At 58.9% G+C, this 14,689-nt stretch carries 10 protein-coding genes and 4 pseudogenes; 6 read left to right on the plus strand and 8 right to left on the minus strand.

Features of this window, described 5'->3' with window-relative positions:
- Nucleotides 1–1,821: 1,821 nt before the first annotated feature.
- Nucleotides 1,822–3,452, plus strand: a pseudogene (gene metE / locus O7A70_RS32635) (5-methyltetrahydropteroyltriglutamate--homocysteine S-methyltransferase); the annotation flags it as partial.
- On the opposite strand, the gene O7A70_RS32640 reads toward metE, so the two are convergent.
- From O7A70_RS32640 to O7A70_RS32655, 4 genes and pseudogenes are all read right to left on the minus strand, one after another.
- The gene (locus O7A70_RS32640) at nucleotides 3,429–3,620 is read right to left on the minus strand and encodes a hypothetical protein (RefSeq protein WP_337144024.1); all 192 of its coding nucleotides are present in this window, start codon (nucleotides 3,618–3,620) and stop codon (nucleotides 3,429–3,431) included. The pseudogene metE and the gene O7A70_RS32640 overlap by 24 nt on opposite strands.
- Nucleotides 3,620–4,852, minus strand: coding sequence for a tyrosine-type recombinase/integrase (locus tag O7A70_RS32645; protein ID WP_337144015.1), 1,233 nt, complete (start codon nucleotides 4,850–4,852; stop codon nucleotides 3,620–3,622). The genes O7A70_RS32640 and O7A70_RS32645 overlap by 1 nt, the downstream gene beginning before the upstream one ends.
- 146 nt (nucleotides 4,853–4,998) lie before the next feature.
- A pseudogene (locus tag O7A70_RS32650) lies at nucleotides 4,999–5,193 on the minus strand (transposase zinc-binding domain-containing protein); the annotation flags it as partial.
- 12 nt (nucleotides 5,194–5,205) lie between these two features.
- Nucleotides 5,206–6,057 carry a tyrosine-type recombinase/integrase gene (locus tag O7A70_RS32655; RefSeq protein ID WP_337144016.1) on the minus strand — a complete coding sequence of 284 codons (852 nt, stop codon included), beginning with the start codon at nucleotides 6,055–6,057 and terminating at the stop codon, nucleotides 5,206–5,208.
- Nucleotides 6,058–6,211: 154 nt separating this feature from the next.
- On the opposite strand from O7A70_RS32655, the pseudogene tnpB reads away from it, so the two are divergent.
- Nucleotides 6,212–6,508, plus strand: a pseudogene (gene tnpB, locus O7A70_RS34410) (IS66 family insertion sequence element accessory protein TnpB); the annotation flags it as partial.
- A 58-nt stretch (nucleotides 6,509–6,566) separates the two neighbouring features.
- On the plus strand, nucleotides 6,567–7,574 hold the full coding sequence (gene tnpC, locus O7A70_RS32660) for an IS66 family transposase (protein ID WP_337144017.1): 1,008 nt from the start codon (nucleotides 6,567–6,569) through the stop codon (nucleotides 7,572–7,574).
- Nucleotides 7,575–7,637: 63 nt separating this feature from the next.
- Here tnpC and O7A70_RS34415 read toward each other — a convergent pair.
- Nucleotides 7,638–9,291: pseudogene (locus tag O7A70_RS34415) on the minus strand (IS110 family transposase).
- A gap of 166 nt (nucleotides 9,292–9,457) precedes the next feature.
- Here O7A70_RS34415 and O7A70_RS32675 point away from each other — a divergent pair.
- The 3 genes from O7A70_RS32675 to O7A70_RS32685 are packed head-to-tail and all read left to right on the plus strand — an operon-like array spanning nucleotide 9,458 to nucleotide 10,910.
- Nucleotides 9,458–10,273: a hypothetical protein gene (locus tag O7A70_RS32675; protein WP_337144018.1), complete on the plus strand. Its 816-nt coding sequence runs from the start codon at nucleotides 9,458–9,460 to the stop codon at nucleotides 10,271–10,273.
- Nucleotides 10,270–10,710: a hypothetical protein gene (locus O7A70_RS32680; protein ID WP_337144019.1), complete on the plus strand. Its 441-nt coding sequence runs from the start codon at nucleotides 10,270–10,272 to the stop codon at nucleotides 10,708–10,710. The genes O7A70_RS32675 and O7A70_RS32680 overlap by 4 nt, the downstream gene beginning before the upstream one ends.
- 2 nt (nucleotides 10,711–10,712) lie before the next feature.
- The gene (locus O7A70_RS32685; RefSeq protein WP_337144020.1) at nucleotides 10,713–10,910 is read left to right on the plus strand and encodes a hypothetical protein; all 198 of its coding nucleotides are present in this window, start codon (nucleotides 10,713–10,715) and stop codon (nucleotides 10,908–10,910) included.
- Between the two features lie 998 nt (nucleotides 10,911–11,908).
- Here the strand turns inward: O7A70_RS32685 and O7A70_RS32690 are convergent.
- The 3 genes from O7A70_RS32690 to O7A70_RS32700 all read right to left on the minus strand — a co-directional run.
- Complete coding sequence (locus tag O7A70_RS32690; protein ID WP_337144021.1) at nucleotides 11,909–12,721, minus strand: SDR family NAD(P)-dependent oxidoreductase; 813 nt, start codon at nucleotides 12,719–12,721, stop codon at nucleotides 11,909–11,911.
- A gap of 9 nt (nucleotides 12,722–12,730) precedes the next feature.
- The gene (locus O7A70_RS32695; RefSeq protein WP_337144022.1) at nucleotides 12,731–13,489 is read right to left on the minus strand and encodes an SDR family NAD(P)-dependent oxidoreductase; all 759 of its coding nucleotides are present in this window, start codon (nucleotides 13,487–13,489) and stop codon (nucleotides 12,731–12,733) included.
- Between the two features lie 654 nt (nucleotides 13,490–14,143).
- On the minus strand, nucleotides 14,144–14,689 hold a 546-nt coding region (locus O7A70_RS32700), incomplete at its 5' end, for an HAD-IA family hydrolase (protein WP_337144023.1).

A 14,689-nucleotide genomic window follows, 5' to 3' on the forward strand; every position in this document is an offset into this window, starting at 1 on the left:
CTGATCAAGTGTGGTAAGGGATTTGCTTGCATCAAAGGATGGTGACATGGGGGCGCTCCTTAGGTAGCTACTCAACAGCGCCGAGGGTGCCACACGCTCGCCGCCGCCCATAGCATCTACAGCGCTACTAACGGCGCGCTCGCGAGCGGCTTCGTAACCGCCAGCTACACCACTTGATGGGACACGACCACGCGGATGATCTACGCACTGGTTGGGTACGAGCTGAAATGCCTTCGGGTCGCGATTTGAACTGCGGAGCCACCGTTCGTCCAGGAGTCCACATTGCGCCAACAGTGATAGAGTGTTTCAGTGACGTTGCCGATCCACTGGACCAGGCCGAGCCGCCAGTACATCGAAACCAGATCAAAAACTCGGCTCGACCGAGAACGCGGTTCGAAAATGTGGTCGGCTCATCGCTGAATGCGCAGGCGATCGGTTGAGAGTGGGCTGCGGAGATCGGAGATCCTTGGTAACACGGCGAAGTCAGGAAAACTTTTCCCAACCCAAGCTGCAGGCCTTGCTGCAGGACAGACGGCTACATAGCTTCCCCACCCTGGGGCTTTGGACCCACAGTCCAAGTCCGTTATGTGATTGTTCTTTTCTGTCGGACCAGCCTCTTGTCCATGCCAAGGACACGAGCCTTGTCGAGCGACCGGGCGAACTGGATAATGACGACCGGCTATAAGGAGCTGTTCGCCAGCTGAGCAGCCATTCACGGCCGACCAACGCGTCACGCTTCCAACGACTTGAGGTCGGGTTTGGCATCAGTAAGCTTCCAGTGTGGCATCTTTGGGCTCGGGCAACCTCGATCGCAGCTCTATGGATTCCGCGGAGACCGGACCACACCTTGGGCGAAGCGTAGTGAAGGGCAGTAGCACAGGCCGTGCGGGAGGGCGATCGAGCGCAGCTGTTCGCCAGCACAGATGCCTCATTGAGCGCGCGATTGAGGGATTGGAGGGCGCCGGCCCGGTAGGCAAAGGGTCCCGATGGCGATCGCGCCCGCGCTGCGTTCGCCCGATTTCCGATAAGCGGGCTAGTGGCGAGCCCATTTGCACCGCACACCTTGATCGGGATCTGGGCACCTGTCGAATGTTTGAATTGCGGGACAGCCATATAAGCGAGCGAGCGACCCGGCAACAGTGCAGTTTCTTTTGCATCCCTCCTGTCGGCTGTGAGCCACAGGTTCGGTTGATGAAAGGATGAAGGCTCAAAGCTCATCCTGTTCATGGGAGTTTGAATGGTAGCGGCTGACGACAGCTGGTGCTGGATTGAGAGCGCACCTATTCTCCGCACCTATTCTCCGAAGAGACATCCCGACATTTTGTAGGGAACTCAACACAGGCGACGCTATCCACTCATGGCGGGTACGGGACAATCAGCAAGATTTCCCGCTTTATTCCCTCCGGCACGGCTCTTGCTTGTCCGGCTGTGACATTAACGCGCCAACGGAGCTGTTCGATGTCTATAGCAAAACCGGCTGTTCATTTTCTCGTAGACGGATAAGCATCGATCAGTCGCCTTGCAGCAGCTTCCATTTCACGACTTTGGCCTCGGCGAAAGCCGTTCCCGGTTCGATGCGCCATCGCGCAGCTAAGAGCGAAGGCGGCGACTATGCCGGCGCCGCCCAACACAATTGTGAACTGAGAGTCGCCCTTGCGGTAAACAGCCTTGGGGACGGAAACAGGTGATGCCCGTGAGCCTGGAGGAGTTGCCTTGCCGCTGGATACGGAGACGGTGTGTGACGGCTGTGGCAACTGGCGTTTGCGCTTGCTTGCTACGTCTGCCTTCCGTCTACGCTTCATAATCGGGTATAGTGTGTAAATGTTGCAGAAAGTTCCTGTTGCAACGCTCGGCTGGCCGCGTATAGGCCACCGTCGAGAATTGACGCACGCGCTTGAAAGGTACTGGTCGCAAAGATTTGCCGATGATGACCTTTTCGAAACGGCGCGGACGCTGCGAAAAGCGAACTGGATCGAGCAACGCGAGCGCGGCGTGACTATAATTCCATCGAACGACTTTTCCCTCTACGACCATGTGCTCGACATAGCCGTGATGGTCGGTGCCGTACCGGAACGTTATGGCTGGAGACAGGGTGGTGGTGTTCCCGTCCCTCTGGATACTTATTTCGCCATGGGGAGGGGCCGCCGAGGCAAAGTTGCGGATACCACGACGGCAGGCATTGATCATGCTGTGAGAGCTATGGAGATGACGAAGTGGTTCGACACCAACTATCATTACTTTGTTCCAGAACTCGCTGACGACCAGGCCTTTGCCCTTTCATCGATCAAGCCAGTGGACGAATTTCTCGAAGCCAGGGCGCTTGGCATCCATACGCGTCCGGTGATCCTTGGCCCAATCACCTTCCTAAAGCTTTCGAAATCGTCCGCTCGAGGCTTCAACCCTATAGCTCTGCTTCCGAAGTTACTGTCGGTCTACGAGGAACTTCTGCGACGTCTGAAACTAGCAGGTGCCGACTGGGTCCAAATCGATGAGCCTTCGCTCGTCTTCGAACTCATTCCAAATGAGCTGGCCGCGTTCGAATTTGCTTACGATCGGCTTTCAAAAGCTGCGCCCGATCTCAAGATCATGCTGGCCACGTATTCCGGTCCATTGGGCGAGAATCTCAGGACCACCCTTTCGCTGCCGGTTACGGGATTGCATATCGATCTTGTGCGCGCTCCCGAGCAATTGGAGTCAATCGGCCGACTTGCGCGGAAGGACTTGGTGCTGTCGCTCGGTTTAATTGACGGCTGCAACATCTGGCGAGCGAATCTCTCTGCCATGTTGGAATGGATTAAGCCTATACTCGCGGGCTGGCCTCTGGAGTTTTTGGAGGTCGCTCCGTCTTGCTCACTTTTACATGTTCCGCTCGATCTCGAAGAGGAAACAGCACTTGATCAAGACATAAAGTCTTGGCTCGCATTCGCGACGGAAAAGATGAAAGAACTGAGCGTACTCGCCAGCGCTTTGTCCGAAGGCCGAGTTGTGGTTGCGGCAGAGCTGAAGTCTGCGGACGACGCAGCTGAGACCCGCGCCACCTCACCGAAGGTGCATGATCCTCGGGTCGAGGAAAAGCTTACCGGAATCGCCGACGGCATGGTGCAGCGAAAGAGTGCTTTTGCAGAACGATCCTGGTTTCAAATCGACAGGCTTCGCCTGCCGCCTTTCCCGACGACGACCATCGGCTCACTCCGCATACTCAGGAAGTACGCGATGCACGGGCGGCTCACTCGAAGGGACGACTTGGCTACCTCGCCTATGAATTGATTCTTAGAAGGGAGATTGAAGAGGCGATAGGCTGGCAGGACGAAATCGGTCTCGACGTACTGGTCCATGGCGAATTCGAACGCAACGATATGGTGCAATATTTCGCGGAGCAGCTTTCCGGTTTCGTGATCACCGAGCGCGCCTGGGTGCAGAGTTATGGGTCATGCTGCGTGAGGCCGCCAATCAACGGATGGTCCGAGCGCGGCCCAATCGATGGCTATTTGCGTTTGGACATACGCGTGCCCGCGCTCGACCGCGAAGGCGGCGAAGCTCTTGAGCAGGTACTCGGCATTCGACATCGCAAAGCCTGTGGCACGGCGCAGTGCAAGATAGGTCTCGATGGTGTTCAACATCAGAGTGCCTCCGGCCAAGGCTGCGCCACCTGCTTCAGAAGAGTGACATCGGCTTTGGCGTAGTGGGCCGTCGTGTCGATGCCACGATGCCGGAGGACTAGCCCGATCTTGTCGAGCGGTACGCCATGGCGCAGCATCTCGGTCGCCGCGGTGTGCCGCAGGGCGTGCGCACCCTTGACGGGCGTCACGACGCCAGCCCGCTTCATAATGCGCCTGAACACCGAAGCGACGCCGTCGCCGTTCCGGAACGGGCGGCTGGGCGCGATCGTGCTCAGGAACACGCGATCACTTCGACAGCACGACGGTCGACATTCGAGATAGGCAGCGATCGCATCCCCGAGGTCCTGGGGCAGCGGCAAGCGAACCTCATAGCGCGACTTGCCCGTGACCCGCAGCGAACCCGCCTGCCACTCGATATCGAGGAGACGGAGCTGTGCCACGTCGCCGGCCCGCAGGCCGAGGCGAGCCAACAGTAGTACGATGGCGAGATCCCGCCGGCGCGCGCCGGCATCACCATCGCAGGCAGCAATCAACCGGCTGACCTGTTCGCCCGACAGATATCGCGGCATCTCGGCAAGCTGCCAATGGGCGTAGGCCGGAACGGCATCGTCGAGACCGGCCCGGCAGTGCTCTTGAACGGCGAGGTAGCGCAAGAATGCCCGCAGGCTCGTGGTCATCTTCTCGATGGTGCCGCGCCCGCATGTGCTCGCGCGCTTCATGAAGTAGCCGCGGATATCGGTGGGGCTCCAACGCGTCGGGTCCGTTCCAAGTGCTGCCATAATGCTGGCTGCATCGCGCGCGTAGAGCCTGATGGTCGCATCGGATGCCCCGCGATGCTTGCTGAGCCATGCTTTGAAGCCGACGACCAATTGCGGTTCGGCAGGCCGCATCGCCGCGACCGCGGGCTTGCACACGCCTATTTCTTCGAGGTGCCGACGGAAGAGCCTTGCGCCGTAGATGGTGTGATGGTTGCGGCGGCCTCCCCTGGCGCGCGGACATCGGCACGTTCGCAGATGCTGTTCGAACGCGGCCAAATCGATGTCGCTCACGCTTGCATCGCGCTCTGCCATGACGTGGCCGACATGAGCTGCCGCACGCAGATAGCGTACGGCCGTGTCGGGGCCGTAGCCCTGCCGTTCGAGCGCTGCGGCGAAGCCATCCAGATATGGGCTGCACGGCCCGCTGCGCAGATGCCCCAGCATCTTCGACGCAGAGAAGTAGGTCTCCAACATGTTTGTCCCCGTTTGTGATCGGCCATCAGTGGCCGAGCAGACGGGGCAGCATCGGCGCCATGTTATGGAGAGTGAGAAATCGACGATTCACAGGAAAATACTCACACCGCGGCCGCCAACTCCCCATTACTGAATCTGTCCATAAGACAGGAATTGTAGGCCACGCGGATCGCCCCGCAGGATCGGCAGCCCTCGACATGGCCGCCGAGCTCGGCCGTCCGGCAGAGCTCGATCGCGCTCATCGTGCGGCGCTCGACGCGCCCGAGATGGCCGTCATGGGCCTGTCGATACGCCTCGCCGTGGCGGCGAAAGATATCCGCCACCTCCAGTCTCGCCGACATGGGCGGAACCGATCAGCCCAGCGGCATGTTCAGCCTGTCGAGCGGGCTCGTCGTGCGCCGGATGAGGCCGTTCGAGACCTTGGTGTAGCGTGCCGTCGAGGAAAGATTGTTGTGGCCAAGCAGCACCTGGATGATGCGGATATCGGTGCCGTTCTCGAGCAGATGCGTGGCGAAGGAATGCCTGAGCGTGTGCACTGTCACCCGCTTGTCGATGCCGGCGGCGGCACGCGCCGAGCGGCAGGCCGAATACAGAACCTGCACGTCGATGGGACGGGTTGCGTTCCGGCCGGGAAACAGCCAGCCCTGCGGCTTTGCCAGCCGCCAGTAGACGCGCAGGATGCGCAGAAGCTGCGCCGACCGCATCACGGTGCGGTCCTTGCCGCCCTTGCCGTGCTCGACCCGAATGACGCCGCGGCCGCTGTCGATATCGCCGACCTTCAGCCCGACGGTCTCCGAGGCGCGAAGACCCGCTGCGTAGGCCGTCGTCAGCGCCGTGCGCGTCTTCAGGCTCGGCACTGCCTCCAGGAAGTGGACGACCTCGTCGGCGCTGAGAACCACCGGCAGCGTGCGTGGCGAGCGGGCATAGACGATCCGTTCCGGAATCTCGGCATGGCCGAGCGTCACGCCGTAGAAGAACCGCAACGCGCACACCGTCTGGTTCAGCGCCGGCCACGAGATCCCGGTCGAGACCAGACGCACCTGAAAGGTGCGGCCGTCCTCAAGACCAAGCCGCTCGGGGGAGCGGCCGAAATAGCGGGAAAACTTCGCCACCGCGTGCACGTAGGATCGCTGCGTTGCCGGCGACAGATTGCGGATCGTCATGTCCTCGATCATGCGCCGGCGCAGAGGGCTCAACTCGGCCATCTCTCATCTCCTGTTCTCAAGATTGCGCTTCAACAGCCGCAATCCTTCAAAACAGAAGGCTCATCCGCAAACCCCCGCACCAAATGCCGCGTCAGCGGCTTGTTTCAATCCCACGACTCTTACCAATCTCATCCCGCTCTAACCGTTCAGCGGCGCCGTTTACGTCTTCCGCGCCAAGCGCACCGACCGGATCAAGTTGATCTTCTGGGACGGCACCGGGGTCTGCCTTTATGCCAAGCGTCTGGAGGAAGGGGACTTCCGCTGGCCGAAAGTGCATGACGGCGCGATGAGGTTGACGGCTGCACAGGATCTCGGCGCTGCTCGAAGGGCTCGATTGGCGGCGAGTCCACGAGGCGCGCCGGACCCGCATTCCAGCCCAGGCGGGCTGACCCGCGACGAAGTGAATCAGCCTAGATTCCGCTGTCGCGGGCCGTCGGCGAATATGGTCTGATCGGCTCATGGGGAGGACGGTTGACCAGCTTCCCGACGATCCGGTTGCGCTGAAGGCGATGGTTCTGGCGCGCGACGTCGAGAATGCCCGTCTGGTCAAGATCATCAAGGAATTGCAGCGCCATCGCTTCGGACGGCGCGCCGAGACGCTGCCGGAAGACCAGCTGCATGTGCCGGATCGAAAAGCCGAGCGTCCGATCGCTCATCTCGCAGGCTTCACCGGAATCCTTCAGGTCGACGGCTATGGCGGTTATCGGGTGCTGGCCGAGAAGAGTGGCATCACGCTCGCCTTCTGCTGGGCACACGTCCGCCGGCGCTTTTATGAACTGGCAGTTGCCGGTCCCGCGCCGATCGCCAGCGAGATGCTGAGACGGATCGCCGAGCTCTATAAGATCGAGGACGGCATCCGCGGCCGATCGGCCGATGAACGCCGTGCCGCGCGCCAGGAACGGAGCCCCGATCGTCGCCGATCTCGAACCCTGGCTGCACGAGAAGCTCAGCCTGATCAGCCAGAGACAAAGCTCGCCGAGGCGATCACGCTGTCACGCTGGGAGGGGCTCGTCCGCTTCCTCGACGACGGACGCATCGAGATCGACTCCAATACCGTCGAGCGGTCGATCCTCCCGATCGCGCTTAACCGGAAGAACGCCCTGTTCGCGGGCTCTGACGGCGGCGCCGAGCACTGGGCCGTCGTCGCTTCGCTGATCGAGAATGGCGTCGAGCCGCTCGGCTATCTCACCGACATCCTCACCAGGATCGTCAACGGCCACCCAACAGCCAGATCGACGATCTCTTGCCCTGGGCTTACATCCGCGCCTCTGAACTCAGGGCCGTGGCGTGAGAACATCGCTCTGATGTCCGCTGTCAAGGTTTGGAACGCAAGAGCTCGCCCGATCCGAGGAACGGCTGCTCATTCTGATAATCGCGCATGGGTGGAGGCGGAACTGAAGGACCTCGGTGATCAAGCTCTGATGCGCGGGTTGGCTACCGCATTCCCGATTGTGCGTCCGGGGCTGTTCCTATCTTACTGGGGGCGTCGGACAAATTGCCGGCCACAATGCGTCTGACGGGCATTCCCCTGCCGGGGTCCCGCCTCCGCCCATGCGCGAGATGAAAGCCACCGTAGCGGTCTACGATTTGGTCGCCTGGGCCTCCCTTGCAACAGCCCACATGAAGCCGGCCAGTTCACGGGCGATCGCTGTGCACACCACCGTTGTCCTCTTGCCTCGTCCGCTCAACATTCGATAGCGGGCGGTCAGCCGTGTTTGAGCCTTCCATGCGATCTCGCGCACCTTCGGTGAAGCTTGCTCCAACCGATACAGCTTCGCCTTGCCCACTTTTGGCGGATGCCGGTAAGTCCACGCGCTCTCGACCAGCATATGGCGAACCCGGCCGTTCCCCGCCTTGGTGATTCCGCCCCGTTTGACTGTCTCACCGGTCGATCGTTCGCCAGGAACAAGGCCAAGATAACCCTTGAGCTGGCGCGGGCTCTCGAACCGCTGCACGTCGCCAACCTCGGTGGCGAATGTCACGGCAACGATCAGGTCTACGCCCCTCAGGGTCTGCAGTGCCCGCACGATCGGCGCCAGTGACCAGGCAGGAACGAACTCCTCTATCACACGCTCCAGGCGCTCGACCCGCTCTTTCGACACGCGCACCGCTTCGACCATTTCCTGGAGTGCGATCTGATGCGCGGGATGATCGAACGGCTGCTCCTGCAGCCAGCGCAGATAGCGCATCGTCCAGCCCTTCTGGCGCGGATAGATACGGCCGTGCTTAAGCATGAAGGCGCTCACATGCTGCCGGTGAACGCGCAGCGTCTCGACCGCAGCTGCCCGGGCGCGGACAAGATCCCGCATGGCCTCGTGACTTTCATCGGGAACCCACACCGCCGTCAGTTCGCCGGCGCGCAGCAGTCTGGCCAGGGAAAGAGCATCCCGGCGGTTCGTCTTCACCCGGTCGCCGGGCTTCCTTGGGATCAGCGATGGGGCGACCACCATGCATTCACGGCCGATCGATCGGATCAGCCGATAGAGACCATAGCCGGTCGGGCCGGCCTCGTAGCAGAAATACACCCGATCAAACTTGGCGGCGATCCGCTGGACAACACGGCGCGTACTCACGTCCGATGCATCAACCTCGCCGAAGAAGCGAACCTCTCCTTCCCGAGTGTCATAGGGACGCTGGACCTTGCGGTTGCGCTTCGGTGGGATGACGATTTCGGCTCCCGTTTCAGCGATCTTTTCGTGCAGGTGGTCGGCGTCATACCCTTGTCGGCGATCGTGGCGCCAGCTTCGAAGCCTTCGACGAGATCATGGGCAAAGGCGATGTCGTTGCGCTGTCCGGGGCTGGCGATCAGGCGAACCGGCAGCCCGAGCGCATCGCCGGCGGCATGGATCTTGGTGCTCAACCCGCCCCGGGACCGACCCAAGCCTTGGGCATCCGCCCCCCTTTTGCCTTGCGCGCGCCAGCGGCGTGCTGATGCGCGCGCACGATGGTCGAGTCAATCATCAGCCATTCAAGATCGGCTTCGCGTGCCAGGACCGCCAACATGTCGTCGAGCACACCCATCTCGATCCAGCGGTAATAGCGTCGCTTCACTATAGCGTGGTTGCCAAGCCTTTCCGGCAGGTCGCGCCAGCGGCCGCCCGATCGCGCCGTCCACAGTAACGCATCCAAAAACAGCCGGTTATTCGTCCTGGGACCTCGCTTGCCCTTGGTTCCTCCGGGAACCAACCCTTTGATCCGATCCCACTGATCATCCCGAAGCGCATCGCAATCCATCGCCAAAAGTCAGCGTTGAATCTGATTTGCCCTAAAAGGGGAATCCCAAACCTTAAATCGTCACTACGACCTAGCAGATTATGAGCCCTACCTCTTCCGGAGCATCGATTCCGGCCGGAGTTGGCAATCCATCAATGGCGATTTCCCGAATGGCGAGATTACCCGCGTGTTGCGGGCCGATCCTCAGCGCCGAGGCCTGTTATTCGCTGGCGCCGAGACCGGCGTGTTCTTCAGCGTTGATGATGGAGAGAGTTGGTCACGGATGCGAGGCGGCTTGCCTGAGGTTCCAGTCTATGATCTTAAAATCAAGGGTTCTGACCTGGTCGCGGGCACGCATGGGCGCTCATTCTGGATCCTTGATGACATCTCGCCCTTGCGCATCCTTGCCGACGGCAATCTGGTGAACCGCCTGATCCCGCCGCGCACCGCGATACGCACGCGCTTGCGATCCCAGGTGATGCATAGCTCCAAAAATATTTACTTCACGGTAGACCCTATAGACGGCGGTATCGCCGTGGTTGAAAAACAAGACGGCACTAAGAACTACGAGCACCTTGACATCGGCGAGAACCCACCCCACGGCGCTATCGTCTATTACTGGCTCGCTGATGGCGAGAAAGGGCCGGTCGCCCTGATCTTCCGCGATGCCGAAGGCCATGTGATCGCAACATTGCGCAGCAATGACAGTTCTTTGCACGGTGACAGCCGCCCAAGCGCCAAGCCGGGTCTCAACCGCTATGTCTGGGATATGCGCTATCCGGGGCCGGCCGAGCTGGACGCCTCGCTGTTAGATCGGCGCAATAAGCCCCTCGTACCCGACCTGGATCCGCAACAGGCCCAGTCACGGTGCCCGGCGATTATCATGTCGAGTTCACGGTCGGATCCTCGACTCAGTCCGAGGAGCTCAGGATCGTTAAGGATCCACGACTCTCGACCCCGATTGACGCCCATAAGCAGCAATTTGCCTTGCTATCAGACTTGACCCGGTCGCTCTCGCTCGTCAATGAGTCTGTCAATCAAGTCCGACGCTTGCGGCGTCGCCTGAACGCGCTGGTCGAAACTGTAGACGGGCCTCAGGCGGATATTGCCAATCGTGCCAACGCGGTCGCGACTAGCCTTAGGGCTATTGAGGGCGTGCTTGTCGATGTTCATCAGGAATCGGCCGAAGATGTGCTGCGCCATCCGGTCGGACTTAACGGTATACTCGCAGACTTGATCAGTTATGTCGCTGCGTCAGATACGTGTCCTACCGCTCAGGCTTTTCGGGTCTCACGCGAGGTCATGGCCAAGGTCGAAACCGAAGCGGAGAAGCTCAAGGTATTGGTCGCGGGCGAGGTTGCGGGCATAATCGCGCTTGCGATGGAGCGCAACACCCCGCATACCACAACAACCCAATGTAGCAGCAAGGAAGGAAGGTAGCCGTGGACTTCATTGAAACCCTGCTTGGCATAGCGCCTGATAACGGCGATGGCTCGCTCGAGACCATGCTGATCGTGGCGATTTCTCTCATTATCGCTGTATTCGCGTTTCGGCGGCGCATTTTCGGCTCTCTCCTGCGGAACAAGACAAGCACGCTCTGCCGCAGAATGTCACTTCCTTCGGTAACGCTGCGTCGTTAGTCTTGCCCCCAGCTAGATCGCCGACTTCACGTACAGATGACCGGGAAGGGCCGCATCCATTGCCCGGTTGATCCCTTCAAGCGACCTCGGGTCTTGTCCCAGCAACAAGGGTGCTAGCGTTGCTATTTCCTCGTTCTGATCAAGCGCGCGATTCTTGAAAAAGGCCCCTGGCAAACGTCGTGGGCCTTTGTTTTTCAAGCAATCCTATAATCCTGCTGATCCTAACCTGCTCGACGCCTCGCCTATGTTGGCCTGCTTGCGACTGTTCGGCAAAACCGGCGGCCCTGCCTGCAGGAAGGATTTCGACCGTTCTGTACCATGGCATCGCTCGGCCGCGCACCCGATCCATGCTCGGTCGGACGTGGGCGAGCGTGAACACGCCGTAGCAGATCGCACTGGAGTAGTCCGAGAGCGACCCGTTAAGGCCGACATCGCCTTGGACATGGGCGGCAGACGCGGGTTTGTCGGTCATTCCTAGCCATCTCCTGTAACGGCCGGCCCTATTGGATTTTAATGCGCACAATAATCCGCTTTACAAGCAATATATGGATTTCTCTGTATAAGTTTTTCTTTCTGCCGTATTAATTTCTGCTTTTATCAGTTTTTCCGTCTTTGTAAGGCTGAACAATTGTCGTATTGTTAAATTATTAATCGATTTGTCAACTTACTCCTAACATCGTTGCAACAACCGTGTTATACTTCTCACTTAAGAAGCTGATGCCGGAGAAACTTTCCTGCAGATCCTGTTCAATGATACGCCGAAGATTGGCCTCAACCCTCTCGAATTTCATAAGACCGGGCGAGTTAAACCCACAAACGAAGCCGTATCGTTACCAGTTCCGCGTGCTGTCTCCTTGGGGGCGCAGAACGGAGGGCAAACTTGGGACATGCCGAAAAGTGTCGAAACGGGTGAGTCGAAATCTTGGGTGCAAAGGAGGGCCATGATCTGGGCAAGGGACAGCCCCTGCCGCAACCCGTCCGAAGTCGCCAACGTACCACTATGCCTGCGCCTTCGTCAGTTTGGCCCGATACTCCTCGTCCAGTATGGCTGGCAGGGATATCTTTTTGGTTCTCGCGCCGTCGACGGAGATCATTTCCCCGCTAACGAAACTGGAATCCTCGCTAGCCAACCAGAGGACTGCATTGGCTATTTCCTTTGGAACGCCAGGCCTTCCCACCGGGTGTAGTTGTCCTAATTCCCTCTCGATCAGGCTTCGGTCCGGGTGCATCTCGAGGTAGGCACGATTGAGGTCGGTATCTATCCAACCGGGGCACACGGTGTTGCAACGTATGCCATCCGGCCCGAGGTCGACTGCCAGTCCCAGAGTAAGACCATGCACGCCCGCCTTGGTGGCGGCGTACGCAGTATGCCAAGGGTTGACCATAAAGCCCTCGACAGATCCGATGTTGACGATCGTACCCCCGCCAATAAGCCTCATTTCAGGAACGACATACTTTGCCATCAAAAATGGGCCACGGAGATTGACCGCCATCAGCCTGTCCCAATCCTCGACACACTGCTCGTCAATCGACTTATGGATGACCAGACCGGCGTTATTGACCAGGATGTCGATCCTGCCAAACTTCTGCAGGACCTGGTCAACGAAGGTGCGAATAGAGACTTCTTTCGTGACATCGAGAGAGATAAACGTAAGCTTCTCGACACCGTCCGAACCGGCGGAACGGCCGTCACGGAGATCGCCTACGACAACCAGGGCGCCTTCATCAGCGAGCCTCTCAGCAATTGCTCGCCCGATGCCTTGATTGCCTCCAGTGACAATGGCAACCTTACCTTCTACCCGATTACCCAAGACCCCCTCCTAACCTGCGGTGACGCCGCCATCTATTGGAATTGCAACCCCAGTAATATGCCTAGCCCCCTCGCTTGCGAGAAACAGAGTCAAGCAAGCAATTTCCTTCGGAGTCGCCACGCGGCCCCGGGGCGTTGAATCGATGTTCCTCTGGAGAACTTCGTCGGCAGTAACCGGTTTGCTATGGCCTGCCACAAGCATGGGGGTGTCAACGGCGCCGGGACAGACCGCATTGATGTTGATCTGCTCTTTGGCGTGATCGAGCGCCATGGCTTTTGTCAACAGAACGACCGCGCCTTTTGACGCACAATAGGCCGCCAGCCCGGGACAGCCAACCAATCCCACATTCGATGCTATGTTGACAATGCTGCCACCGCCTGTCGTCCTCATGGACTTCACCGCGGCCCGACTGAAGTAGAACACACCCTTGACATTGGCGTCGAAGATCTGGCTCCAATCGTCATCCGTGGTATCGACGGCGCTTCTACGTAAGATGATCCCGGCGCTGTTGACCAAGACGTCGATCTTTCCGAACCGCTTCAGAGTGGAACTAACCACCTGGTCGGCGAAGGCCGAGTCAGCAACATCGCCCAGCATCAATTCCGCCTGACAATTGAGTTTCTGAGCCGACTCCGAGGCTCTTCGGCCCCGCTCACGATCGCGGCCGACCAAAACGAGTGAGGCCTCTGTCGCAGCGAAGGCCTCTACAACGGCCTCCCCTATTCCGGATGTTGCGCCAGTAACGATAACCACCTTGGAATGCGTCATAATATCGGTTGTCCTTAGAAATGATGAGGCCTAGCGGGTATCTTCGGCGGCCTGCTTAGTGATCTATCCCCGCACACCGCCAGTTTCCCTTTTCGCTTGCGACCAAAAATCATGGGGCTGACCAGCTGAAGTCATGGCGTGGCTTGGGCATCGGTGACGGCCTCATGGCACCTTCTGTTAGCTCTCGGCCAATGTCGGAAAGGATTTAGCGGCGGAGAATACTCCCTCTGTTCTGAAAGCAGGTTTTTAACGCAGGCATGCACGTGGTTCGCTTTATAATTGTCATATATGTCATACTTGATAAGAGCGCGCTCATGGTAAAATTTCCTTCTTTTTTCTATGATATACACTTTCCATAGAATTTCTAGTTAATTTGCGCATCTTGATCGGACGTTCAACTTGGAAGAGTGCGTCGTGATAGGGAGAGTCTACGCGTCGCATTGCGCTAAATTAGGAACAATTATCAACAGAGCTCGCCGTTAAAGCACAGCGTAGGCACACCTATTTGGGAATTGTCCTTTTCTACTGTTTCGCTCTGCCAGAATACTCCATACAATTATCGCCATTTCACACGTTGCAGTGCTGCCAGAATCAATCCCTGCCGCTAAGATGCGGCCGAACCTCTCCGCGGTTCTCGCTGCAAGCTGCTCAAACCTAATCATTGGAATGCTTCTCCGACCGAAGGTGTGGAAACAAAGTACCGTCGAAAATTTGCTTGAGGTTCTTTGCGACGAAATCGGCCGCGCCGTTCTCGTCTTGACGCAACTCGTCGTAGCTATTGAGGCCACTGGTTACGAGAAGTGCGTCGAGCCCTGCAGCCTTTGCGCCCTTGATGTCGGTATCAAGCTGATCGCCGACCATTAAAAGGCGGTCGGTACCGGCCCGAGCAATGCACTCGTCAAAAATCGCTCTTCCTGGCTTGCCTACAAACTCCACTGAGATCGGAGGAGCTCCAAACGGTGCGAGTCCGGCCTCAAGCATGGGCCCTATTATGCCTGGTCCGAAGAGGAGTGAACCGTCCTTGCCGGGATAAACGATGTTCGCGTTTGCCGTGATGATACGAGGCATTTCGTCGGTCTCAATCAGCCGTCGGTGAAAGACCGACAGGATGCGGTCGGCAGCTCTTTTGAAGTCGAAACCTTCGTCGTCGAGCACCACGAGCGTGTCGAATGTCTCGGCTGTCTCAGCGCCACGAAGGTT

The sequence above is a fragment of the Mesorhizobium sp. Cs1299R1N1 genome (assembly GCF_037179655.1).
GTDB lineage: Bacteria > Pseudomonadota > Alphaproteobacteria > Rhizobiales > Rhizobiaceae > Mesorhizobium > Mesorhizobium salmacidum.